The 21,793-nt window shown below is 67.2% G+C and carries 22 protein-coding genes; 14 read left to right on the forward strand and 8 right to left on the reverse strand.

What is annotated here, in order from left to right:
* Positions 1-44: 44 nt before the first annotated feature.
* On the reverse strand, positions 45-641 hold the full coding sequence (locus tag ACFVJ5_RS26420) for a TetR/AcrR family transcriptional regulator (RefSeq protein ID WP_379224004.1): 597 nt from the start codon (positions 639-641) through the stop codon (positions 45-47).
* Positions 642-731: 90 nt separating this feature from the next.
* Between ACFVJ5_RS26420 and ACFVJ5_RS26425 the strand changes: the two genes are divergently transcribed.
* On the forward strand, positions 732-1,619 hold the full coding sequence (locus ACFVJ5_RS26425; RefSeq protein WP_379224006.1) for an alpha/beta fold hydrolase: 888 nt from the start codon (positions 732-734) through the stop codon (positions 1,617-1,619).
* Positions 1,620-1,802: 183 nt separating this feature from the next.
* Positions 1,803-2,078, forward strand: coding sequence for a YggT family protein (locus ACFVJ5_RS26430; protein WP_379224008.1), 276 nt, complete (start codon positions 1,803-1,805; stop codon positions 2,076-2,078).
* Between the two features lie 21 nt (positions 2,079-2,099).
* Here the strand turns inward: ACFVJ5_RS26430 and ACFVJ5_RS26435 are convergent, their stop codons facing one another.
* Positions 2,100-2,951 carry a helix-turn-helix transcriptional regulator gene (locus ACFVJ5_RS26435; RefSeq protein WP_379224010.1) on the reverse strand — a complete coding sequence of 284 codons (852 nt, stop codon included), beginning with the start codon at positions 2,949-2,951 and terminating at the stop codon, positions 2,100-2,102.
* 102 nt (positions 2,952-3,053) lie between these two features.
* Between ACFVJ5_RS26435 and ACFVJ5_RS26440 the strand changes: the two genes are divergently transcribed.
* Positions 3,054-3,806 carry an SDR family oxidoreductase gene (locus ACFVJ5_RS26440; protein WP_379224012.1) on the forward strand — a complete coding sequence of 251 codons (753 nt, stop codon included), beginning with the start codon at positions 3,054-3,056 and terminating at the stop codon, positions 3,804-3,806.
* Between the two features lie 197 nt (positions 3,807-4,003).
* Here the strand turns inward: ACFVJ5_RS26440 and ACFVJ5_RS26445 are convergent, their stop codons facing one another.
* Together ACFVJ5_RS26445 and ACFVJ5_RS26450 are read right to left on the reverse strand one after the other, a co-directional pair.
* Positions 4,004-4,360: a DoxX family protein gene (locus tag ACFVJ5_RS26445; protein WP_379224014.1), complete on the reverse strand. Its 357-nt coding sequence runs from the start codon at positions 4,358-4,360 to the stop codon at positions 4,004-4,006.
* Positions 4,357-4,596 carry a hypothetical protein gene (locus ACFVJ5_RS26450; protein WP_379224016.1) on the reverse strand — a complete coding sequence of 80 codons (240 nt, stop codon included), beginning with the start codon at positions 4,594-4,596 and terminating at the stop codon, positions 4,357-4,359. The genes ACFVJ5_RS26445 and ACFVJ5_RS26450 overlap by 4 nt, the downstream gene beginning before the upstream one ends.
* A 225-nt stretch (positions 4,597-4,821) precedes the next feature.
* Between ACFVJ5_RS26450 and ACFVJ5_RS26455 the strand changes: the two genes are divergently transcribed.
* The gene (locus ACFVJ5_RS26455) at positions 4,822-6,078 is read left to right on the forward strand and encodes an aspartate kinase (RefSeq protein WP_379224018.1); all 1,257 of its coding nucleotides are present in this window, start codon (positions 4,822-4,824) and stop codon (positions 6,076-6,078) included.
* A 69-nt stretch (positions 6,079-6,147) separates the two neighbouring features.
* Positions 6,148-6,993 carry an alpha/beta fold hydrolase gene (locus ACFVJ5_RS26460; RefSeq protein WP_379224020.1) on the forward strand — a complete coding sequence of 282 codons (846 nt, stop codon included), beginning with the start codon at positions 6,148-6,150 and terminating at the stop codon, positions 6,991-6,993.
* 4 nt (positions 6,994-6,997) lie between these two features.
* On the opposite strand, the gene ACFVJ5_RS26465 is transcribed toward ACFVJ5_RS26460, so the two are convergent.
* Entirely contained in the window at positions 6,998-7,720 is a 723-nt protein-coding gene (locus tag ACFVJ5_RS26465; protein WP_379224022.1) for a GNAT family N-acetyltransferase, read from the reverse strand.
* Positions 7,721-8,447: 727 nt separating this feature from the next.
* On the opposite strand from ACFVJ5_RS26465, the gene ACFVJ5_RS26470 reads away from it, so the two are divergent.
* The 3 genes from ACFVJ5_RS26470 to ACFVJ5_RS26480 all read left to right on the forward strand — a co-directional run bounded on the left by ACFVJ5_RS26470 (position 8,448) and on the right by ACFVJ5_RS26480 (position 11,807).
* Positions 8,448-8,738, forward strand: coding sequence for a hypothetical protein (locus tag ACFVJ5_RS26470; RefSeq protein ID WP_379224024.1), 291 nt, complete (start codon positions 8,448-8,450; stop codon positions 8,736-8,738).
* 317 nt (positions 8,739-9,055) lie between these two features.
* Positions 9,056-10,630, forward strand: a complete 1,575-nt coding sequence (locus tag ACFVJ5_RS26475) for a sugar porter family MFS transporter (RefSeq protein ID WP_379224026.1) — start codon at positions 9,056-9,058, stop codon at positions 10,628-10,630.
* 34 nt (positions 10,631-10,664) lie between these two features.
* The gene (locus ACFVJ5_RS26480; protein ID WP_379224028.1) at positions 10,665-11,807 is read left to right on the forward strand and encodes a N(5)-(carboxyethyl)ornithine synthase; all 1,143 of its coding nucleotides are present in this window, start codon (positions 10,665-10,667) and stop codon (positions 11,805-11,807) included.
* Positions 11,808-11,814: 7 nt separating this feature from the next.
* On the opposite strand, the gene ACFVJ5_RS26485 is transcribed toward ACFVJ5_RS26480, so the two are convergent.
* Positions 11,815-12,768, reverse strand: a complete 954-nt coding sequence (locus ACFVJ5_RS26485; protein ID WP_379224030.1) for a TetR family transcriptional regulator — start codon at positions 12,766-12,768, stop codon at positions 11,815-11,817.
* A 129-nt stretch (positions 12,769-12,897) separates the two neighbouring features.
* On the opposite strand from ACFVJ5_RS26485, the gene ACFVJ5_RS26490 reads away from it, so the two are divergent.
* Together ACFVJ5_RS26490 and ACFVJ5_RS26495 are read left to right on the forward strand one after the other, a co-directional pair.
* Positions 12,898-14,106 (forward strand): acyl-CoA dehydrogenase family protein, encoded by a 1,209-nt coding sequence (locus ACFVJ5_RS26490; protein ID WP_379224031.1) that lies wholly within the window; start codon positions 12,898-12,900, stop codon positions 14,104-14,106.
* A gap of 11 nt (positions 14,107-14,117) precedes the next feature.
* Complete coding sequence (locus ACFVJ5_RS26495) at positions 14,118-15,122, forward strand: phosphotransferase family protein (protein WP_379224033.1); 1,005 nt, start codon at positions 14,118-14,120, stop codon at positions 15,120-15,122.
* 46 nt (positions 15,123-15,168) lie between these two features.
* Here the strand turns inward: ACFVJ5_RS26495 and ACFVJ5_RS26500 are convergent, their stop codons facing one another.
* On the reverse strand, positions 15,169-15,816 hold the full coding sequence (locus ACFVJ5_RS26500) for a TetR/AcrR family transcriptional regulator (protein WP_379224035.1): 648 nt from the start codon (positions 15,814-15,816) through the stop codon (positions 15,169-15,171).
* Positions 15,817-15,918: 102 nt separating this feature from the next.
* Between ACFVJ5_RS26500 and ACFVJ5_RS26505 the strand changes: the two genes are divergently transcribed.
* Genes ACFVJ5_RS26505 through ACFVJ5_RS26520 form a run of 4 tightly spaced genes read left to right on the forward strand, consistent with a single transcriptional unit; the run spans position 15,919 to position 19,731 of the window.
* Positions 15,919-16,755, forward strand: coding sequence for an SDR family NAD(P)-dependent oxidoreductase (locus ACFVJ5_RS26505; protein ID WP_379224037.1), 837 nt, complete (start codon positions 15,919-15,921; stop codon positions 16,753-16,755).
* A 23-nt stretch (positions 16,756-16,778) separates the two neighbouring features.
* Complete coding sequence (locus ACFVJ5_RS26510) at positions 16,779-17,705, forward strand: ferritin-like domain-containing protein (protein WP_379224039.1); 927 nt, start codon at positions 16,779-16,781, stop codon at positions 17,703-17,705.
* The gene (locus ACFVJ5_RS26515) at positions 17,702-18,250 is read left to right on the forward strand and encodes an NAD(P)/FAD-dependent oxidoreductase (RefSeq protein WP_379224041.1); all 549 of its coding nucleotides are present in this window, start codon (positions 17,702-17,704) and stop codon (positions 18,248-18,250) included. The genes ACFVJ5_RS26510 and ACFVJ5_RS26515 overlap by 4 nt, the downstream gene beginning before the upstream one ends.
* Positions 18,247-19,731: a flavin-containing monooxygenase gene (locus tag ACFVJ5_RS26520; protein ID WP_379224043.1), complete on the forward strand. Its 1,485-nt coding sequence runs from the start codon at positions 18,247-18,249 to the stop codon at positions 19,729-19,731. The genes ACFVJ5_RS26515 and ACFVJ5_RS26520 overlap by 4 nt, the downstream gene beginning before the upstream one ends.
* On the opposite strand, the gene ACFVJ5_RS26525 is transcribed toward ACFVJ5_RS26520, so the two are convergent.
* Positions 19,724-21,715, reverse strand: a complete 1,992-nt coding sequence (locus ACFVJ5_RS26525) for a BTAD domain-containing putative transcriptional regulator (protein WP_379224045.1) — start codon at positions 21,713-21,715, stop codon at positions 19,724-19,726. The two genes, ACFVJ5_RS26520 and ACFVJ5_RS26525, sit on opposite strands and share 8 nt — an antisense overlap.
* Positions 21,716-21,793 lie beyond the last annotated feature (78 nt).

Raw genomic sequence — 21,793 nt, forward strand, 5'->3', positions numbered from 1 at the left:
CAGACGAGTGAGCCCCGGCGAAATTCGCCGGGGCTCTTCGTTTTTCAGCTGCTGACGACTCGGTCCAGCAGATGATCGACCAATTGTGTTGCGCGCGAGGCATAGTCGTCATTGGTGAGCATTCCCTGTGCCAGCCCGCCGACCGTGAGCAGGGCCACCTCGGCATCGGCGATGAGCGTCTTCTCGTCGGCGTCGGGACCGCGCAGCTGGCGTAGTTGTCCCGCGATCGCGTCGACGATGTAGTTCGGCGCCCCCACCGTATCGGCTGATGCGACATCGGGACCGGTGAGCGTCGCGGCGTGGAAGATACCGAGAATCACGGCGTCGCATCGACTGGGTTTGTCGAGGGGCAGGACCGAGAGCAGGATCGTGCGGACGATATCGCGCGGACCGGCGTCGGGCCCGAGGGTCGCGAACCCCTGTGCCATCCGGGCGCCGGAATCCTCGACGACCGCGCGGTGTGTGGCGAGCAGGAACTCCCGTTTGGTGCCGAAGTAGTACTGCACCGACCGCACCGAGACCCCCGCTTCGGCGGCGACGGACTGGAAGGTCGCGGCTTCGAGCCCGCCCCGCACGATGACCCGCCGCGCAGCACTGGTGATCGATCTGCGCCGTTCTTCGTGATCGGCCAAACGTGGCATCGCGCCTCCTTCTGTCCCGGCAGGTTTTCATGGTACGCCCATACCACCGTTGTGGTATGGTGATATCACCAACGAGATGCAGGGGTGGTCATGGCCAAGATCGGGAGATTCAAGAACGACAAGGCACGCGAGGAGTACCTGCGGACCTACCGAGAGCTGGAGAAGCAGTGGCGGATCCCGTCGACCACGGTCGACATCAGCACCTCCTTCGGATCCACTCGCGTCCGCAAAGCCGGTGCGGGAGAAGGGGTGCCGATCGTGCTGATGCACTCACTCGGCGGCAACAGCCTGTCCTGGGACCACGTGATCGAGGACTTCGCCCGTGACCACGTCGTCTACATGCCCGAAATGATCGGCGCTCCCGGTCTCAGTGTGCAGACTGCGCCGATCGACGAATCGGGCTTCGGTACCTGGTTCGGCGAGGTACTCGACGGTCTCGGCGTCGACCGGGTTCACTTGGTCGGCTACTCGCAGGGCGCGTGGCAGGTGATGGTCATCGCAGCCGATCAGCAGAAACGACTGGCGAGCGTGAACGTGGTGGAGCCGAGCGGCACCCTGACGAAGATCAAATGGAGCCTGCTGTGGATGATGCTCCGCGTCGGGGCCCGGCCCACGGACAAGAACCTCCGCACGATGAACGCGCGGCTCAATCCCGGCGTCACCCTGACCGATGCGGAATTCGCCGGGGTGAAGGCGGCACTCGGGTATATCCCCACGATCGGCTACCCGAAGTTGTTCACCGACGAGCGGCTGGCCACGATCACCACGCCGACTCTGGTGCTGATCGGGTCGGAGTCGTTGGTGGTCGATCCGCAACTCGCCGAACAACGCCTGCGCGACAACCTGCCCACCTGCGAAATCGAGATCGTCCCCAGAGCGGGACACGGACTCTTCCACCAGTTCCCGAAACTGGTGACTGCCCGCATTCTCGACTTCACCCGCCGCTACGAGTCGACGGACGCCCGCCACGGCGAGTAGCCCGCGCCGCTGCGACTCGCCATTGCCGTCCAGGTGCCACCACGCCGTGCCCGCGATCGGGTCCAAGATCACGACCGCAGGCCTGATAATCGACTGAGAACACTCAGGTGGTGGACACCTTCGCAATGTCGGGCACGTTGAGAGCGGTAAGAGGTCTTCTACGGCCTCCGCGAGGAGTGCGTCATGAGTCTTGTCGGAACCCTGGTCGGCTACGCGTTGACCATTTTCTTGCTGCTGCTGATCGCCAGGATGGTGGTGGACTGGATCGATGCGCTGGGCAACGGCCCCCAGTGGGCCCGCAAAACCAGGGAGGTGACCCACGCCGCGACCGAACCGGTGATCGCCCCGGTACGCAAGGTACTCAAGCCGATCCGGATCGGCGACTTCTCCCTGGACCTGGCCTTCACCGCCGTCTTCATCGCTGTCCTGATCCTGCGAGCGATCGCGTTCAGCCTGTAGCCGAGGGGCACTGCCGAGGGGTCAGCGTGCGCTCGGTGAGCTCATGGGCGCGGCGTCGACGGGCAAGCCCGCGAGCAGGGCCAGTGACTGTGCGGAAGCAGAACCCGGCTCGGCGTGGTAGACGACGAGTGTCTGCCCCGGCGCGCCGTTGACCGTGAAGGTCTCGTAGGACAAGCCGATCTCGCCGACCAGCGGGTGGACGAAACGCTTCTCGCCGGCGGTTTTCGCGCGGACGTCGTGCTTGGCCCAGAGGCGGCGGAAATCTTCGCTCTTCAATGACAGTTCGCCCACCAGCTCGGTCAGACGCGGGTCGTCGAGATCGGTGCCCGCGCCGACCCGCAGACCGGCCACGGTCTCCGCGGCGATTCTCGGCCAATCCGGAAAAACGTTGCGGGCCTCGGGGTCGAGGAACACCATCCTGACCTGATTGACTCCCGGCGCCGAACACGAATTCAGCGCGATGGCCGCCGGTGTCGCCGCCAGAACATCCATATACCGGCCGAGTACCAGCGCCGGGGTGTCCGACCAGGTGCGCATCAGGCGCAGCAGGCTCGGCGTGACTCGTTCCGGTCGTCGCGGTGCGCGAGTGCGTCGCGGTGCCGGGCGAGCCAATTCCCGCAGGTGCGCGATGCCGTCGTCGTCGAGCGAGAACACCCGGGCCAATGCCGCCACGATCTGATCGGACGGGTGCTTGTCTCGGCCCTGTTCGAGCCGGATGTAGTAGTCGGCGCTCATCCCGGCCAACATGGCCACTTCCTCGCGGCGGAGTCCGGCCACGCGGCGCTGACCGCCACCAGCCATCCCGAACTCTTCAGGGCCAACCTGCTGGCGCCGGGCCCGCAGGAACGCACCGAGACGGTTGTCGGAATCCATGCTTTCGAGGGTATGCCGACCTCGCGACGGCTGGGTGGCCCTCGCACTACCAGGAAGTTTCCGACCTGGCACGCGTCGAGGACCGAGACGAACGTCGTGGCCATGACAACACACAACATCGAAGGCCGAGTCGCCGTCGTCACCGGAGCATCCAGCGGTATCGGTGCCGCCACCGCGCGACGGCTGGCGGCCGACGGCATGAAGGTCGCGCTGCTCGGGCGGCGTAAAGATCGGCTGGAAGAACTCGCGCACACTCTCGGCGCGAACACCCTCGCGGTGACTGTCGACGTGAGCATGCGGCAGTCGGTCCTGGACGCCGCAGCGCAGGTGCGTGCCGCGTTCGGCTCTGTCGATCTGGTCGTCGCGAACGCGGGCATCATGCTCGGCGCGCCGTTCGAGCAGGCCGAGATCGACGAATGGGATCAGATGGTGGGGACGAATATCAACGGATTGCTCTACACCGGAAGAGCTTTCATCGATGACCTACTCGCCGCGGCAGGCGCGGGTCGCCGCGCTGACCTGGTGTTCGTCGGTTCCATCGCCGGCCACGCCGCATTCGCGAACTATGGCGTCTACTGCGCCACCAAGGCCGCGGTAGCGCACCTGACCCGCACTCTGCGCACCGAACTCGGTCCACGCGGTGTTCGGGTCAAGAACGTCGAACCCGGATTCACCGGCACCGAGCTCGGTGCCGGAATGCGCGATGACACCCGTCGCGCCGAGCTCGCCGGATGGCGGGAGGGACTGGAAATCCTGCTCCCCGAGGACATCGCCGACGCGATCGCCTTCGCCGTCTCGGCACCACGTCGAGTGAATGTCGCCGAACTCATCGTCGTACCCACCGAACAGGGATGATCGAGGGCTGCCGCCGAAACCATTCGGCGGCAGCAGTCGGTTCGAACCCTGCTGAGCACAGCAGCGAACCGTCACCTCGATCGCGTCACTGTCGATCATCGCGAATTTCCTGTGGCTGCCCTATTGCCCGGCGTGGTCGATCCTGATCATCGTGCTCGATGTGGTGGTCATCTGGGCCGTCACGACAGCGCTGCGGCTCACACCACGTACGTGATCGTCGCCGCCACCGCCAGGGCCAGCATGCCGAGGCAGTTGATCCAGAACTCGTATCCGAGGAACCGGGCCCGGTAGTGGGCGTACGCGGCGCACCCGAAAGAGGCGATCACGCCGACCGCGGTGGCGAATCCGACGCCGGGATACTTCAGTCCGACAAGGAGACCGGCTGTGGCCGCCAGCTTGATGGCGATCAGCGTCCACCACCAGTCGCGTGGAAACCCGACGCCGTCGAGGCATCGCTGAATGAACATCGGCGGACGCACCGACATGAGCGCGTCGGAGAACAGCGAGACCGCGAGTAGTGCTGGTAGCCACCATGGTTGGGAAGCGTGGATCATTGGTTTCCTTTCGGGGGCATGATGACGAATTCGATGATCTGCCGTAGTTGTTCGGCCGCGGCGGGCATCGCGATGGCACCGCTGGACGCGGTCATCAGCAAGCCGAGATAGGCGAGATAGATGGTCCGAGCGCCGTGACCGACCTGGCTGCGGGGCAGCGCTGATCGGGCGAGCACGGTTTCGAGTTCGCCCAGCAGGGCCAGCGCGAGGTCTCGAAACGATGATCTCGGACGCAAACGCGCTAATCGGTCGGTCGATGGCCTGACCCGCACTCTGCGCACCGAACCCGGTTTCGTCGGCACGTCGTACCCACCGAACAGGGATGATCGAAGGCTGCCGCCGAAACCATTCGGCGGCAGTCGTTTTCGTTGCCGAATTGGTACGGCCGTGCCCGGATTGCCTGGATACTCGAAGGGGTCACCCGCGGATCGCGTGCGGGGGAGCAGGGGAGAGGACTCGGGATGGCCCTGGTTGTGCAGAAATTCGGCGGTTCGTCGGTAGCCACCGCGGAGCGGATCCGGCGGGTCGCCGAGCGGATCGTGGAGACGAAGAAGCAGGGGCACGATGTGGTGGTGGTCTGCTCGGCGATGGGCGATACCACCGACGAGCTCCTCGAATTGGCGGGCCAGATCGCCTCCGCGCCGGAACCGCGCGAGTTGGACATGTTGCTCACCGCCGGTGAGAGGATCTCGAATGCCCTGGTGGCCATGGCTATTCATGCACTCGGTGCGGAAGCACGATCGTTGACGGGCTCGCAGGCCGGCGTGATCACCACCGGCGCCCACGGTCGCGCCAAGATCATCGAAGTCGACCCCGGCCGGGTGCGCCGCGCACTCGACGACGGCGAGGTGGTGCTCGTCGCCGGGTTCCAAGGCGTGAGCCAGGACAACGACGATGTCACCACTCTCGGCCGTGGCGGTTCCGACACCACCGCCGTGGCGCTCGCCGCGGCGCTGAAAGCCGATGTCTGCGAGATCTACACCGACGTCGACGGAGTCTTCACCGCCGACCCGCGCATCGTGGCCGACGCCCAGAAACTCGACCAGATCTCCTATGAGGAGATGCTGGAAATGGCGGCCTGTGGTTCGAAGGTCCTCATGCTGCGCTGCGTCGAATACGCGCGCCGCTACCAGGTTCCGGTGCATGTGCGCTCGTCCTACACCGACACGATCGGCACCACCGTCTTCGGCTCGATGGCTGACATCCCCGCCGACCAGGCCGTGCTCACCGGCGTCGCGCACGACCGCAACGAGGCCAAGGTGACCGTCGTCGGCCTGCCCGACGAGCCGGGCTACGCGGCCGAGGTGTTCCGCGCGGTCGCCGACGCCGAGATCGGCATCGACATGGTCGTGCAGAACACCGGTACCGGCCGCACCGACATCACCTTCACCCTGCCCGCCGCCGACGGCGCGCGGGCGGTCGCCTTGCTGCGCGACCGCCGTGCCGAGATCGGCTTCGCCGATGTTCGCTACGACGACCGCGTCGGCAAGGTCTCGTTGATCGGCGCGGGCATGCGCAACAATCCGGGTGTCACCGCGAGCTTCTGTGAGGCGCTGGCCGCGGCGAACATCAACCTCGACCTGATCGCCACCTCGGAGATCCGCATCTCCGTGCTGGTCCGCGACACCGACCTCGACGAAGCCGTACGCATCCTGCATCGCGCCTTCGACCTCGGTGGTGCGGAAGTCGCCGTCGTGCACGGGGGCACCGGACGGTGAGCGCTGTTGACGCCGCGCACGGGCTCAGAGTAATTTACCGATAAGTAAGTTACTGGATCGGAGGGTTCGTTGAGCACCCAGTTGACCACCTTCACCAGGGCGGGACTCGAGTTCGACGTCGTCGACTCCGGTCCGTCCGACGGCCCCGTCATCGTCGCGCTGCACGGTTTTCCGCAGACCGCCACCTCACTGCGGCCGCTCACCGCGTTGCTCAACGCCCGCGGCTATCGCACCATCACCCCGAACCAGCGCGGCTACTCACCGGGCGCCCGGCCGTCCGGCCGCCTCGCCTATCGCGTGCCGGAACTCGTCGACGACGTGGTCGCGCTGATCGAGGACATCGACCGCGGTCCGGTGCATCTGGTCGGGCACGACTGGGGCGCGATGGTCGCCTGGTCGGTGGCCGCGGCCCGCCCCGAACTCGTCCGCACGCTGGTGACCGTGTCGGTGCCGCATCCCGGCGCGTTCGCCCGCTCGGTGATCAGCAGCGATCAGCTCCTTCGCTCGTCGTACATGGCGCTGTTCCAGTTGCCGGTGCTCCCGGAGCGCCTGATTCGCGCGCGGCCCGGCGTCTTCGATCGGATCCTCGCCAGATCCGGCATGTCCGCCGACGCGATCGCCCGCGTGCACACCGAGATCATCGACACCGGCGCGCTCACCACCGCGTTGAACTGGTATCGCGCCTTGGCACTGATCACACCGCGCGCGGTGACGGCACGCGTCACTGTGCCGGTGACGCACGTGTGGAGCACCGGCGACGCGGCGCTCACCCGCCGTGGCGCCGAGCTGACCCGCGGATTCGTCACCGGCGAGTATCGCCTTGCCGTGCTCGACGGCTCGCACTGGCTGCCCGAGGAACGCCCGGACGAACTCGCCGACCTGATCGCCGACCGCATCGAGTCGCTGCCGGGCTGAGACCTCAGCCGATCGGCGACGAAGCCAACGGCCGCAACGCCGCGGCGGTCGCCGGGATCAACGGCGCGCCCCGCAGGGCGGCGCGGGCGGCCAGTTGTTCGATGATGCGTCCGCGCACCCCCGGCCATTCGTCGTGCAGGATCGAATAGAACGCGGTGTCACGCACCGCGCCGTCGAGCCCACGCGAATGTGCCCGGCGCACACCGTCACTCACCGCGCCGAGGCGCTCGATCGCCGCCCGGGAGCGCAGGTTGCGGGCGTCGGCGCGCAGGGTCACCCGCCGCACGCCCCAGCTGTCGAAGGCGTGGGTGAGCAGCAGCAGCTTGGAGTCGAGATTCACTTGGCCGCCCCGCACCGCGGGGGTGAGCCAGGTGTTGCCGATCTCCACGGCGTCGGGGATCGCCCCGCCCGGCAGCGAGGTGACCGGTTCGGCGGACAACGGCCAGGTCAGTGGCCCCTGCCAGTAGTCGAGCCGGGTGAATCGGGTCGCCCCGACTACGCACTCGTCGGCGACGGTGACGATCGCGAAGGCCAGCGTTGTGCCTGCCAGCTGCGCCGCTTCGGCTTGGAAGACATAGGTGCGCGCCTCCTGTTCGCCGTGCGGGACGACGGTGAACCCGGCCGGGCCGTCGAGCGCGGCGGCCGCGGCGATCAGTCCGGGAACGTGGTGGGGTGCGAGAGGTTCCAGCCGTGCGATGCGGCCGTGGAGGATAACGGGTGCGGGCATGGTGACCGGCGTCCCTTCGTCTGAGAGGGTCGCCGACAGCGCGAGGCGTGGATCTCACGCGGCACGCGATTTCGGCGAAGCGACACGAACGATCCAGCAGCATCGAAAAACTAGATCAAGATAGCCGACGCGACGCGTTCCCTCGTTCGAACCCACCTAGATGTCGCGGCCGGAAAATTTCGTGCCGCGACGATCGGTCCTATCGGTGGGAACTCCCGCGTCACGGCACGGCACCGGCGTCGAAGTCGTTCGGGGCGTGGCGGTTTCGGGTGGTGTGGGCGTGCGCTGAACGGTGTCCGTCACGGTGCCGTGTCGATGGCTCGTGCGGGTACCAACTGGATCGCGGTGGGCGTCAGGTACGTTTTCCCACGTCAGAGCCGTAACGGTTCGATAAATGACAGGGATGTCGGCTTCTTGAGCGAATGTCCAGTTTCGCGGGGGTTCGCCAGTTCCAGCCCGTGTTCCGCCGGAATGTAACGCACGTTATCGTATCGTGTCGTACAGGCGTTCGATGTGATGCAGATCACACCGCCTGTTTTTCGACCAACCCGGCTGGCAAGCTCGTAATTGCTGAACGTTAACCGTTCGTGATCATCAACCGGATCGACGCGGATCCGGGGTCGCGAATGCCCCGCACGTCCGCCGCGGCGCGACGGTCATCGAAAGATCCGCTACGGATCACTTATCGGCTGCGTCGGGACGGCCGTCCGGAAGGGACCTGATCGTTATGAGCAGCATCTACTTCGAATCGAACAGCAATCTGCCAGTTACCGACCGAGGTCGCCGCATCACCGCGACCTCGGCCCCCGAATCGGCCATCGCGCCGCTGGCGACACCGGGCCTGATCCTCGGCCTGATCCTGCTCGGCCTCGGTGTGACCGCTCTGCTGCGCCTGGGTGACTGGGTGGGTAACTACGGGTCGGTCCTGGTCGTGCTCGCGTACGTCCTCTACATGGCCGCGGCCGTTCGCCTGGTGCTCTGGGGCGCGGTGACCGTCTGGTCGCTGCACAGGCGATAGCCACGTCGCCGACGGTTCGAGAGGAACGGACATATGCGGCGTTCGGCGATTACGGTTCGACGGATGGATGGTGTCGGATAGCTACGCGACGCTTTTCACCCATCCGGGCAAACTGCGAGCATTTCGCTCGGTGACGATTCCGACAAGAGCGTGTTGATCGGGGAATGTATCCCACGCAGGGGGTGGGACGACATTCCCCGATCGCCACTTACCTCTGGTTTGTCGACGAAATATGCGTGGATTTCGAGCTATCGCGAATCTTCCGAGCTCGATTAAGGTGCAGGAATCGACCTACTCCATCCGGCGGAGGTGTGGACATGCCCGATTCCCCTCGTGGATCCACCGACAAGGAACCGGAGCGGCGCGGCGCCGTATTGAACCCCACCGTGCCTGTGGCGCAGGCGTCCGGCGGACGGCTCATCGGACCGAATACCGATACCCCGGTCCGGGTCCCGCACACCGTCGGGGACGACGCGGAGAAGGTGATGGTGTCCCCGGTCACCGAACCGCCGGTCGAGACGCCACCCGATTCGCCCGAGCGGGAGGCGATGCGGGCCAGGATCAAGAAGTTCGTGCTCACCGTCGTCGTCATCGCCGCGCTCGGCGGCGCGCTGTTCGGCTACGACACCGGCGTCATCTCCGGCGTGCTGGTCTACCTCACACCCGATTTCGCACTGAGCCAGACCCAGGTCGGCGTCATCACGAGTTCGCTGCTCATCGGCGCCGCGATCGGCTCGATCACCGGCGGCTGGATGGCCGACCGGTGGGGCAGGCGGATGACGCTGCTGTTCGCCGGCGCGCTGTTCTTCCTCGGCGCGCTCGCCCAGGCACTGGCGCCCGATGCCACGGTCATGATCATCACCCGCCTGTTCCTCGGCGTCGCGGTCGGTACCGCCTCGCTGGTGGTCCCCATGTACGTCTCCGAGATCTCCCCGCCGACCTATCGCGGGCGCCTCGTCTCGATGAACTCGCTGATGATCGCCAGCGGACAGTTGCTCGCCTACATCGTCAACGCGCTGCTCGCCCCGACGGGGAACTGGCGGCTCATGCTCGCGATGGCGGCCATTCCGGCCGCGGCGCTCGTGATCGGCATGTATTTCATGCCGGATTCGCCGCGGTGGTATCTGAAACAAGGTCGCACCGTCGATGCGAAGAAGGTGCTCGAACAGTCCTATTACCCGGAGAATGTCGAGCCGACGATCGCCGAAATCAAACAGTCCGAGGCTGCCGATGCGGCGGTCAAGGACAGTCTGAGCGACCAGTTGCGGAAACCGAAGGTGCGCGCGCTGTTCTACACCGGAATCGGATTGGCATTGATTCAGCAATTCGTCGGCGTCAACACCGTCATCTACTACGCACCGTCCACGCTCGCCCAAGCGGGGATGGGCGACAATGCGGCGATCACCTCGTCGATCGGCATCGGTGTCGGCGCGGTGATCGGCGTGATGCTCGGCATGAGCCTGGTCGACAAGATCGGCAGGCGCCCGCCGATGTTCCTCGGCCTGGCGATCATGGTCGTCGCGTTGGTCGGTATGGGTCTGATGGAACGACTCACGCAGAGCACTGCCACCGGCTACGTGTTGGTGACATTGATGATCGTGTACGTCTGCGCCTTCCAGCTCGGTGTCGGTGTGCCCACCTGGTTGCTGATCTCGGAGATCTTCCCCGCCCCGATCCGCGCCACCGCGATGAGTATCTGCACCTTCCTCATCTGGATGGGCAATTTCACGGTCTCCCTGGTGTTCCCCCCGCTGGGTGAACTCTGGGGCGCGTCGACGATGTTCTTCATCTTCGCGGTCGTCTCCGCGCTGTCGCTGGTGTTCTGCTATCGCCGGGTGCCCGAGACCATGGGTGAGTCCCTCGACGACATCACCAGCAAAGCGGAGAGCTGAGGGTCTACGGGTAGGCTGACCAGGTGAAGCAACTGTGAAACACCTGACGGTCGGCGTCGTCGCGACCTCTCGCAAGGAAAACGAACACCGGCTGGCCATCCACCCGGCCCACTTCGACCGCATCGATCCCGAACTGCGCGGTCAGATCTACCTCGAACACGGTTACGGTAACCGATTCGGTTACCCCGACGACGTCCTCGCCCCACTGGTCGCCGGCCATCGCACCCGCGGCGAGCTCTTCGCCGAGTGCGATGTGCTGCTGCTGGCCAAGCCGCTGGCCGAAGACCTCGCGCAGATGCGCCCCGGCACGACCGTGTGGGGCTGGCCGCACTGTGTGCAGGACGCGAGCATGACCCAGTTGGCTGTCGACCGCGACCTGACCCTGATCGCCTGGGAGGCGATGAACCATTGGACGAAGTCGGGTGCCTTCAGCGTCCACGTGTTCCACAAGAACAACGAACTGGCCGGCTACTGCTCGGTCATGCACGCCCTCCAATTGCGCGGCGTGAGTGGAGATTACGGTCGCCGGATGCGCGCGGCGGTGATCAGCTTCGGCGCCACCGCGCGTGGTGCGGTGCGGGCACTGTCGGCGCTGGGGATCAGCGATGTGACGGTGCTGACCCAGCGCAGTGTGTCGGCGGTGGCCTCGCCGTTCGCCTCGGTGCGGATGCAGCATTTCAAGCGTGATCCGGCACTGCCGGGCAGGACCCTCGCGCTGCAGGCGCCCGAGCCGGGGCCGCTGGCGGAGATGCTGGCCAACTACGACGTGATCGTGAACTGCATGTTCCAGGACACCGAGGACCCGTTGACGTTCGTCATGAACGACGACCTCGAGCTCTTCACCCGCGGAACGCTTTTCGTCGACGTCTCGTGCGACGAGGGGATGGGCTTCGAGTTCTCGCGCCCGACCTCGTTCGCCGATCCGATGTTCACCGTCGGTGACGATCTGCACTACTACGGTGTCGACCACAGCCCGTCGTTCCTCTGGGACTCGGCGACGTGGGAGAACTCCGAAGCCCTGCTCGAGTACCTGCCCGTCGTGCTCGGCGGCCCCGAAGCGTGGGATGGCAGCGAAACGATTCGCCGTGCGATCGAGATTCGCGACGGTCGGGTGAAGAACCCGCGGATCCTGTCGTTCCAGGGTCGCTCCGACGTGTATCCGTACGCGGTGCACTGACCTTCGATCAACAGCTGGGTGGTCCAGCCGTCGCGCTGTCGGCGCTGGTCAAGCCGAGCAGGCCGAGGGCGAAATCCGCGTACGCGGTGGCGATCTGTTCGGGCGAGGACGGGCCGTCGAGCCGGAACCATTGGGGCAGTGCGGTGCACATCGTCGCGATGGCACGCCCTGCGTCGCGCGCGTGGTCGGTCGATCGGTTCGCCTCCGCCAGCGCGGCGTCGATGTCGGCATCGAGTATGTACTGGATCTCGTTGCGGGAGAATGTGATGCGAGCACGATCGGTCGAGTTCAGGCTACGCATCTCGCTGGCGCCGATGAAGGCGAGTTCGCGGTGGTGGGTGTGGAACAGGGCGAGCGCCTCGACGACGCGGGTCACTCGTTCGCGGCCGTTCGCGCCGTCGACGCGTGCCGCGCGCACCCGCCGGTGTAGTTCGTCCATGGTCAGGTCGAGCGCGCGGACCAGCAGATCCTGTTTGTCACGGTAGTGGTGGTAGACGCCCGGCACGCTCATGCCTGCCCGCGCCGCGATCGAGCGCATCGTGGCTCCGTGATAGCCGGTCTCGACGAAGGAATCGATGGCGGCCGCGAGCACGGGGTCGATATCCAGTGGCGGGAACTCACGCCAGGAATCCGGTGCGCCGGAAGTAGGCGAGCCGGTTTCCTCGTGCGCGGGGCTCGCAGCAGGGCGAGGCGGACGTGAGTGAGCCGCGCGGAGGTCAGTGGACGCAGCGCCGCTGGTGCGCTGGTCGCCGATCAGCCAGGCCACCGTGGTGCTCAGCTCGGCGGCGAGCGATCGTAGGCGCGCGACCGAGGCGCCGGTCTTGCCCGTCTCGATGGCGCTCAAGGTGGCGGCACTGACGCCGATCCGCTGCGCGGTCGTCCGCAGTGACATGCCGGCCGCGGTCCTCGCCTGGCGCACTCGCGCACCCACCACAATCTGTTCGTCTGCCCTCGAGTCCACGATGTTCAGAATAGCTGAACGAACTGTCGGATGAACCAGGTCTGTTGACAGCATGAATCCACGCGTGCCACTGTCGTAACAGTCAATGTGCCGAGCGATCGTTCGGCAACCGAGCCGAGGAGCGGACCCGTGCCGATCGACCTGTCCTATCCGTCCGAGGTGCAGAGCCTGGCCGACCGCACCCGCGCCTTCATCCGCGAGCAGGTGCTCCCGGTCGAAGACGCGCACGACGGCGACATCACCGCGGCCGGTGGCGAGAAACTGCGCGTCGAACTCCAGCAGGCCGCCCGTGATGCCGGTGTCTTCGCCCCGCACGCGCCGCTCGAATACGGCGGCCACGGTCTGGACATGTCGAACCGCGCCCCGGTGTTCGAGGAGGCGGGCTATTCACTGTTCGGCCCGACGGCGCTCAATATCGCCGCGCCCGACGAGGGCAATGTGCACATGCTCGCCCACATCGCCGACCCGGAGCAGAAGCAGCAGTTCCTCGGCCCGCTCGCTCGTGGCGAGGTACGCTCGGCCTTCGCCATGACCGAACCCGCGCCCGGTGCGGGCTCGGACCCCTCCGCCCTGAGCACCCGTGCGGTCCGCGCCGACGGCGGTTGGCGCATCACCGGCCACAAGTGGTTCATCACCGGCGCCGACGGCGCGGGCTTCTTCATCATCATGGCCCGCACCTCGGGCGAACCGGGCCAACGTGGCGGCGCCACGATGTTCCTGGCGCCCGCCGACAGCCCGGGCATTCGCGTCGGCCGCCATCTCGACACCCTGGACAAGTCGATGATCGGTGGTCACTGTGAGGTCTTCTTCGACGACCTCCTCGTCCCGGAATCGGCGGTACTCGGCGAGGTCGACCGCGGCTTCGAATACGCCCAGGTACGGCTCGGCCCCGCCCGCATGACCCATGTGATGCGCTGGCTCGGCGCCGCCCGTCGCGGACATGACGTCGCGGTCGCGCACGTGGCGCACCGTGAGGGCTTCGGTTCGCGCCTCGGCGACCTCGGCATGGTCCAGAAGATGATCGCCGACAACGAGATCGACATCGCCGCCACCCGCGCACTCCTGACGCGTGCCTGCTGGGAACTCGATCGCGGCGAGCCCGCCGCGAACGCCACCTCCATCGCGAAAACCTATGCCGCCGAAGCGATCTTCCGCATCGTCGACCGGAGTATGCAGATGTGCGGCGGTCTCGGTGTCTCCGCCGACCTGCCGCTGGCGCGGCTCTCGCGCGAGGTGCGCCCGTTCCGGATCTACGACGGTCCCTCCGAGGTGCATCGCTGGGCCATCGCCAAACGCGCGGTGAGCGCCGCCAAGCGTGCGAAGCGGGACTCCGAATGACACTGCCGGGCATGGACATCGCCGCACTCGAACAGTTCCTGCGCGCCAACGGCGTCGAGGTGGAAGGCGAGCTGCGCGTCGAACTGATCAGTGGGGGCCGGTCGAATCTGACCTACGCCGCCGCCGATGACGTCTCGCGCTGGGTGGTGCGCCGCCCACCGGTGGCCGGGCTCACCCCGTCCGCGCACGATATGGCCCGCGAGTACACCGTCACCAGCGCGTTGCAGGCATCGGCTGTGCCCGTGGCGAAGACGATCGCCTTCGACGCGACCGGATCCGCCCTGGGCGCGCCGATGACCGTCGTCGAGTTCATCGACGGGACGGTGTTTCGCGACCAGGACGATCTGGCCGCGCTCACCGATGAGCAGGTGAATTCGAGTGCGCGCGAACTGGTCCGCGTCCTCGCGGATCTGCACGCGGTGGACCCGGTCGCTGTCGGTCTCGAATCATTCGGCCGGCCAACCGGGTTCGTCACCCGGCAGGTCAACCTCTGGGCGTCGCAATGGGAGCGGGTCAAAACCCGCGAGCTCCCGGATGTGGCAGCCCTGCACGCCGCACTGACCGCCGCGATCCCGCCGGAGACATCGGCCTCGATCGTGCACGGGGACTTCCGCATCGACAATACGATCCTCGACAGCGCCGACCCGAAAACCGTCCGCGCCGTCGTCGATTGGGAGCTGTCCACCCTCGGTGACCCGCTCACCGATGTCGCCTTGATGTGCGTCTACCGGTCGCCGATCTTCGACGTGATCCTCGGGACCCGCGCCGCGTGGACCAGCCCGCGGCTGCCGAGCCCCGACACCCTCGCACAGGCCTACGCCACCGCGTCCGGGCGCGAGCTGAACAACTGGGGCTTCTACCTCGCGCTGGCCAACTTCAAACTCGGCATCATCGGCGAGGGCATCACCCACCGGGCCCTCCAGGGTTCCGACACCGGTTCCGCCGCCGACCGAGCTGCCGACGCCACCCCGGAGTTCATGGCGGCCGGCTTGCGCGCGCTGAAAGGATCCGTGTAGTACCGCTGCGCAGTCGAGCCGAATGCTGCCCGGCAGGTGGGGCGAACTACCCGATGATCTCCGGGGGCAGGAACATCACGCCGAGTTGCGCCGCGATCGCGCTGGTGTGATCGACGATGCGTTCGGCGTCCACCTCGAGCACGCCGGAACGCCACGCGGACAGCAATTCGATGAAGCCGCCGATGCCGGCCAATGTGCTCATTCGCATGGCGGTTTCATCGACGTCGGGGCGCAGATAGGGCCACGCGGCGGCGATGAGCAGATCGGTCGCGTCGGTGAGCATGGTCTTGCGGCGCTGTTCGAGCACGGCGCTGCCCGCGTGATCGGCCAGCAGAATCCGGGCGCGTCCGCGTAGATCGGTCTGCAATCCGACGGCACAGGCGATGGCCGCGCGGGTGATCTCGAGGGGGGTCCGGTCGGCATTCTCGGCGACAACGCTCGCCAGTTCGGCGAACACCCCGGCGCATACCTCGTCCCAGACCTCGGCCAGTAGTTCGTCGCGGTCGGCGAAGTGCTCGTAGAAGTAGCGATCGTTGAGCGAGGCCCGCTGGCACACACCGCGCATGGTCACCGCGGCCCAGCCGTGGTCGAGCCAGATATCGAGGGCGGCCTCGACCAGGCCGACCCGCCGCTGCGCCCTGCGCTCTTCGGCGGTCCGCCCGCCCCAGGTCCGTGCCGGTGCGCGCACATCCATGGTTGACAAAGTACTCCTCCGCGCGCCTAATTGGTGTCAGGTGCGGCCAATGGTGGCAGATGCCACCAATTCGAGCCTCGCCGGGTCGACCCGGGAGTTGCCATGCGATTGTTCCCCTTCGGCGGACACCGCCGAACCACTGCCGCCGATGCTGTGGTGACCGGCGCGGGTAGCGGAATCGGACGTGCGTTCGCCGTCGAACTGGGTCGTCGAGGCGGGCGCGTCGTGTGCTCCGATATCGACCCCGACCGTGCGGCCGATACCGCCGAACTGGTCGAGGCGGCGGGCGGCAAGGCGATCGGTACCCGCTGCGACGTCACCGTGATCGACGAGGTCGAACAACTGGCGGCCACCGCGCAGGACTGGTTCGGCGGCCCGCCCACCGTCGTCGTCAACAACGCCGGCATCGGCGCGGGCGGGCCGGTGGTCGGCGAGTTCGCCCTGCCCGACTGGCACCGCACGCTCGGGGTGAATCTCTGGGGCGTCATCCACGGCTGCCACGTCTTCGCGCCGATCCTGCGCGCGGCCGGGCGCGGGTCGCTGGTGAACGTCGCCTCGGCGGCCGCGTTCGGCGCGGCACCGCGGATGGCCGCCTACAACGTCAGCAAGGCGGGTGTGCTGGCGCTGTCGGAGACGATGTCGGCCGAGCTGGCCGGCACCGGCGTCGGCGTCACGGTGCTGTGCCCGACCGGCGTGAAAACCAATATCATGACCGCGGATTCGCCGATGAACGACACCGCCGAGCGCCTCGGTGGGCTGCTACTGCGCTGGACCGGCCGCGCGCCCGCCGCCATCGCCCGCACCACGCTGGACGCGGTGGACCGCGGCGAGCTGTATGTGGTGCCGCAGCTCGAGGCCAAGGTGCTGTGGCAGGCCAAACGCTGGCTACCCGCGACCTACACCCGTTCGGCAGGCCTGCTGGAGCGGGTCGTGCGCTGATCCACACCGAAGGAGATCGAACAATGACGTTCGCCTACCCCGACATGCTCGCCACGATTCGCGCCAAGCAGTGGGCGCTGGCCGATATCGACTGGGACGCACCGGGCGCCGACACCATCACCGACGAGCAACGCCCGCGATTGGCCACCTTCATGGCCGATCTGGTGTGGATCGAACACGTCGGCGCCCGCGGCTTCGCAGCCCTGACCCGCCAGGCGCCACCCGGCCCACTGCGGGAGATCTACCGGTACTTCCACGCCGAGGAACAAAAGCACGCCAATGCCGAACTGGCACTGATGCGCCGCTGGGGCATGCTCCCCGACGGCGAGGCGATGCCGGTGCCCAACAAGAACATTCGCCTCGTCATCAGCTGGCTCGACCGCTACGCCGACCAGCTGACCCTGCCCGTGCTCGGAACCGTCATCCCGTCGCTGGAGACCGCCCTCGACGGCGCGCTGGTGAAGTTCCTGCTCGACGAGGTCGATGACCCGGTGTGCCACGAGGTGTTCCGGCACATCAACAGTGACGAATCCCGCCACCTCGCCGTAGGTTTCCAGGTTCTCGAACAACTCGGCGCGGGACCGCTGCGCCGAACCGTCATCGAGACAGCCGGTTTCGCGGTGCGTCCGTCGTTCGTGCTCGGCGCGTTGCTGTACGCGCCGCTGCTGTCACGGATGTCGACCAACATCATGGCGCTCGGCCTCGACGAGGAGAAGCTGTGGCAGGCGGTGCGCCGCTTCGAGAACGTGGGGGAGCGCAGCCCGGCCATCCGCAAGCTCCCGCTCTACCACGTGGTGAAGCTGCACGGGAAGGCCACGATTCACCGCCGTCAGCCGTTCCAGTTGCTGGCCGACGTATCCAACGCCTGCATCGATCGGTTCCCGATCCGGGTGCTCGGCCGCAGACCGTCCTGGTCCGACGAGCTCACCTACGAACCGGTGGCGAAATGACGACGATCCGTTTCGCCGACACCTTCACCGGCTCCCAGATGCACCGCACAGCCTTCGCGCCCCGGCACGAATTCAGCGGTCAGCGGGTCGCGATCATCGGCAGCGGGGCGGCCGCCGCGCGCCTGCTGCCCGGCATCGCCGCCGAGGCCGCTCGGGTGACGGTGTTCCAGACCGAGGCGGTGTGGGTGCTCCCGCGCGTCCCGCTGCCCGCCGCGGCGATGCCGCAACGGCTCCTGCGGCTCGTCGCCCGTGTCAATCTGCGTGTCCAGGTGCATGATTCGTGGTTGCGACACCGCCTGACACCGGACGACATCGCGGGCGTCGCGGTGCACAACAGTTACTACCGCACCCTGCGGCAACCGCACTGCACCCTGGTGACCTGGCCGATCGCACGTTTGGTGCCGCTGGGCGTGCGCACCGTCGACGGCATCGAGCACCACGTGGACAGCATCGTCTACGCCGACGACGCGGGCTGTGTCGTGCGTACCGTCGCCCGGCCCCGCCGCCTGCATCCGTCGGCCGCACTCGTGAAGGAGATCGCATGAGCACCAAGGGAATCGACCACGAGATCGTCATCGTGGGCGCCGGGTTCTCCGGCATCGGTGTGGCGATCGAGTTACGCAAGGCCGGGTTCGACGACTTCGTGATCATCGACGAGGCCGACGGTGTGGGCGGCACGTGGCACTGGAACACCTACCCCGGTGTCGCCGTGGATATCCCGTCGTTCAGCTACCAGTACTCCTTCGAACAGCGCACCGACTGGTCGCGGGTCTACGCGCCCGGTCGCGAACTCAAGGCCTATGCCGAATCGTGCGTGGACAAGTACGAACTCCGTTCGCGAATCCGCTTCGGCACCACCGTGGTCGGCGCGGATTTCGACGAGCGAGCCGACCACTGGGTACTGCACACCACCGACGGCGACGACCTGACCGCACGGTTCGTGATCAGCGCGACCGGTGTGCTCACCCGTCCCAAACTGCCCGACATCCCCGGCATCGAGGGCTTCTCGGGCGCGACCATGCACACTTCGCGCTGGGATCATCGCCAGGACCTGCGGGGTAAGCGCGTGGCGATCATCGGCACCGGCGCCTCCGCGGTCCAGGTGATCCCGGAGATCGCCTCGCAGGTGGAACATCTGACGGTGTTCCAGCGCACGCCGATCTGGTGCCTGCCGCGCCCCGACCTGCCGCTGCCCCTCGCTGCCCGGCTGGCGCTGAAGGTTCCCGGCGGACGGACCGTGACCCGCTTGGTGAGTCAGACCTATGTCGAGGTCACCTTCCCGCTCGCCGCCCACTATCACCGCTCGCTGCCCACCGCCGCCATCGGCGAACGCGCGGGCCTGGCTCACCTGCGGCGTCAGGTGAAAGACCCCGTCGTCCGGGACGCGCTGACCCCGCGGTACGCCCTCGGGTGCAAACGGCCGAGCTTCTCCAACGACTATCTGTCGACCTTCAACCGGGCGAACGTGACCCTGGAAACCGCGGCGATCAGCGAGATCACCGGCACCGGTGTGCGCACCGCCGCGGGTGCCGAACATCGCGCCGACGTGCTGATTCTCGCTACCGGCTTCAAGGTGATGGAATCGGGCAACATGCCGACCTACGACCTGCACGGCGTCGGTGGCCGCGACCTGGAGACCTGGTGGGACGAGAACCGGCTGCAAGCCTACGAGGGCGTGAGCGTCCCCGGCTTCCCGAACTTCTTCTCCATCATCGGCCCCTACGGCTACAACGGCGCCTCCTATTTCACCCTGATCGAGAACCAGACCCGCCACATCCTGCGCTGCCTGCACCACGCCAGGGCCAACGACGCCGACCGCATCGAGGTCACCGAGGAGGCCAACGACCGCTACTTCCGTGAGATGCTCGCCCGACGTGGCGGCCAGGTGTTCTGGGACGAAAGCTGCGTCACCGCGAACAGCTACTACTTCGACAAACACGGCGACGTCCCCCTACGCCCCACCTCCACCCTCGAATCCGCCTGGCGCAGCGGTCATTTCCCACTCACCGACTACGTCTTCACCTGATCGACGATCGCAGCAGCGCCGCATCGATCTCGTCGAGGTGGCTGCGAACCGGGCCTACGCTGAGAAGCCCACTCTGCGCAGTTGTTTCGGCTGCTGCGGGGGCCAGTTGGGTGCGGGCTCGGCGCATGGTCTCGCGATCGCCGACGGCGGTGGCCGCGTGTGCCACGATGGCCCACAGTGCTTCGAACAGCAGGTCGCGCGGCGGGGATGTGACGGTGCGCAAGGCCTCTCGCGCACCAGCGAGGTCGCCCCGCGCGACGAGCAAGGTGGGCTGGACCCAGGACTTGTAGGGACCCCAGTCCGTCTCGTGGTCGATCGCGGCGATCCTGCCGGTCTCGTGCCGTCGCAGCGCCAGGCTCAGTCGGGCCAGCGGCAACAGGCCACGGTCGAGTCCCGGCATGCCTGCTCCGGTGAGTGAGGCGGCCGCCGCCACGTACGCGGCTTCGGCAACCGCGAGGTCTGTTGTCGTACTGGCACGTAAGGCGCGGTACCAGGTGGTGAACACCTCGACCAGCGGCAATTCATAACGCTGCGCGAGCGCGTCCGCGGCTTCGGCGTGCCGATCGGCGCTCGTGTAATCAGCTGAGGCGCAGCGGGTTTGGATGAGGATGAGGTGGCCCAGTACCTCGTAGGTCGCGAGTTTGCTGTTCGCCGCCACCGCGATGATCTCGGCGCCTACGGCCTCACGTCGGTGGGCCAGTCCGGCTCGCTGGAAGCTCTGCATGAACACACCGTTGAGCGCGAAGGCCAGCAGGGCGGGATCGTGCAGGCGTCGCGCGATTTCCTCGGCCTGACGGGCGGCACGCAGCGGGCGCAGTCCCGCCTCGGTCGGATTGTCCACCGGCAGCGCGCCGCGCGATTCGACGGCGATGGTCGCGAGCAGCCTGGCTCGGTCGGCATCATCGTGGGCGGGCAGGCGCAGCAGTGTCTTCTCGGCGATGTCCACGAGGCGACGATCCTGCGCCGCGTCGTCGGAGCGGGTCCAGATCGCGGGGACGTCGTAGATGCCGATCACCCGCGCGGTCAACTCGGCGTCACCGAGGTCGTCGGCGGCGACCACCGCCGAAATCCGGTGGGCGCGTGCGGCCGCCAGACCGCCGCCACCTGTCACCGCGAGATCGCGCATCAGGCCTGCGGTCGATTCCAGCCGCGTCCTGGTGCGCGGCGGGACCGCGCTGTCGTAGGCGGCACGCGCCTGTTCCCAGACCCGCACCGTGGGGTCGGTCGCTACCGGGTCGAGGTATTCGGCCTGGCGGAGCAGGTCGTGTTCGAGGCGGCGCAGTGCCGGTCCTGGGTCGATGCCCAGATCATCGGCCAGCATCCGCCGGGCCCTGGCGAGGACAGCGAGCGCGTCGGCTTGACGGCCCGAGCGGTAGAGGGCGGTGGCCAGCAGCCCCCACGCGTCCTCGCGCCATGGATGTTCGGCGACGTGGGCGTCGAGGTCGGGAACCGCAGTGGCGGCGGCGCCCAGTGCCAATTGCGCCACGGCACGACGTTCGACGGCCAGCAACCGCTGCTCGGTGAGCCGCGACCGTTCGGCCTGCGCCCAGCCGGCGTCGGCGAAGTCGGTATAGGCGGGCCCCTGCCACCAGCTCAGTGCGTCGGTGAGCAGCGAGAACGACTCTGCCGGCGGCAGGGTTGCCGCCGATCGCACCGCATCGTCGAATCGCCACGCGTCGACATCCTCCGGTTCGGGCCGCAGCGCGTAACCGAGCCCTTCGGTGACGAGCAGACGCGGCGGTGTGCGGGGCGCACGATCGGGTTCGAGTGCGCGCCGCAATCCGGCGACGAAGGTGCGGACCGCACCCACCGCGTTCGTGGGCGGTTCGTCCCACAGATCCTCGACCAGCCGACCCACCGGAACCACCCGCCGGTGCGCGAGGATCAGCCGTGCGAGCACCTCGCGGTAGCGCGGACCGCGCAGCGCGACCGGTTCACCGCGGTCGTCGTGCGCGATGACCGGTCCGAGCACCTGAAACCGCATCAGGCCAATGTAGTGCGCGTTCATCGGCTGCTCATCGCGGCACCGCACGCTCGAACTCGTTCCGCGCAGACCCCGCGC

The sequence above is a fragment of the Nocardia sp. NPDC127606 genome (assembly GCF_042671725.1).
In the GTDB taxonomy this organism is placed as follows: Bacteria; Actinomycetota; Actinomycetes; order Mycobacteriales; family Mycobacteriaceae; genus Nocardia.

What these genes read in the sequence shown, in the direction of transcription:
- ACFVJ5_RS26445 (WP_379224014.1), bottom strand. Translation starts at nt 4,360, where the DNA reads ATGATCCACGCTTCCCAACCATGGTGGCTACCAGCACTACTCGCGGTC.
- ACFVJ5_RS26495 (WP_379224033.1), top strand. Translation starts at nt 14,118, where the DNA reads ATGGACATCGCCGCACTCGAACAGTTCCTGCGCGCCAACGGCGTCGAG.
- ACFVJ5_RS26500 (WP_379224035.1), bottom strand. Translation starts at nt 15,816, where the DNA reads ATGGATGTGCGCGCACCGGCACGGACCTGGGGCGGGCGGACCGCCGAA.
- ACFVJ5_RS26435 (WP_379224010.1), bottom strand. Translation starts at nt 2,951, where the DNA reads ATGGATTCCGACAACCGTCTCGGTGCGTTCCTGCGGGCCCGGCGCCAG.
- ACFVJ5_RS26510 (WP_379224039.1), top strand. Translation starts at nt 16,779, where the DNA reads ATGACGTTCGCCTACCCCGACATGCTCGCCACGATTCGCGCCAAGCAG.
- ACFVJ5_RS26425 (WP_379224006.1), top strand. Translation starts at nt 732, where the DNA reads ATGGCCAAGATCGGGAGATTCAAGAACGACAAGGCACGCGAGGAGTAC.
- ACFVJ5_RS26455 (WP_379224018.1), top strand. Translation starts at nt 4,822, where the DNA reads ATGGCCCTGGTTGTGCAGAAATTCGGCGGTTCGTCGGTAGCCACCGCG.
- ACFVJ5_RS26465 (WP_379224022.1), bottom strand. Translation starts at nt 7,720, where the DNA reads ATGCCCGCACCCGTTATCCTCCACGGCCGCATCGCACGGCTGGAACCT.
- ACFVJ5_RS26475 (WP_379224026.1), top strand. Translation starts at nt 9,056, where the DNA reads ATGCCCGATTCCCCTCGTGGATCCACCGACAAGGAACCGGAGCGGCGC.
- ACFVJ5_RS26520 (WP_379224043.1), top strand. Translation starts at nt 18,247, where the DNA reads ATGAGCACCAAGGGAATCGACCACGAGATCGTCATCGTGGGCGCCGGG.
- ACFVJ5_RS26525 (WP_379224045.1), bottom strand. Translation starts at nt 21,715, where the DNA reads ATGCGGTTTCAGGTGCTCGGACCGGTCATCGCGCACGACGACCGCGGT.
- ACFVJ5_RS26440 (WP_379224012.1), top strand. Translation starts at nt 3,054, where the DNA reads ATGACAACACACAACATCGAAGGCCGAGTCGCCGTCGTCACCGGAGCA.
- ACFVJ5_RS26505 (WP_379224037.1), top strand. Translation starts at nt 15,919, where the DNA reads ATGCGATTGTTCCCCTTCGGCGGACACCGCCGAACCACTGCCGCCGAT.
- ACFVJ5_RS26470 (WP_379224024.1), top strand. Translation starts at nt 8,448, where the DNA reads ATGAGCAGCATCTACTTCGAATCGAACAGCAATCTGCCAGTTACCGAC.
- ACFVJ5_RS26420 (WP_379224004.1), bottom strand. Translation starts at nt 641, where the DNA reads ATGCCACGTTTGGCCGATCACGAAGAACGGCGCAGATCGATCACCAGT.
- ACFVJ5_RS26515 (WP_379224041.1), top strand. Translation starts at nt 17,702, where the DNA reads ATGACGACGATCCGTTTCGCCGACACCTTCACCGGCTCCCAGATGCAC.
- ACFVJ5_RS26430 (WP_379224008.1), top strand. Translation starts at nt 1,803, where the DNA reads ATGAGTCTTGTCGGAACCCTGGTCGGCTACGCGTTGACCATTTTCTTG.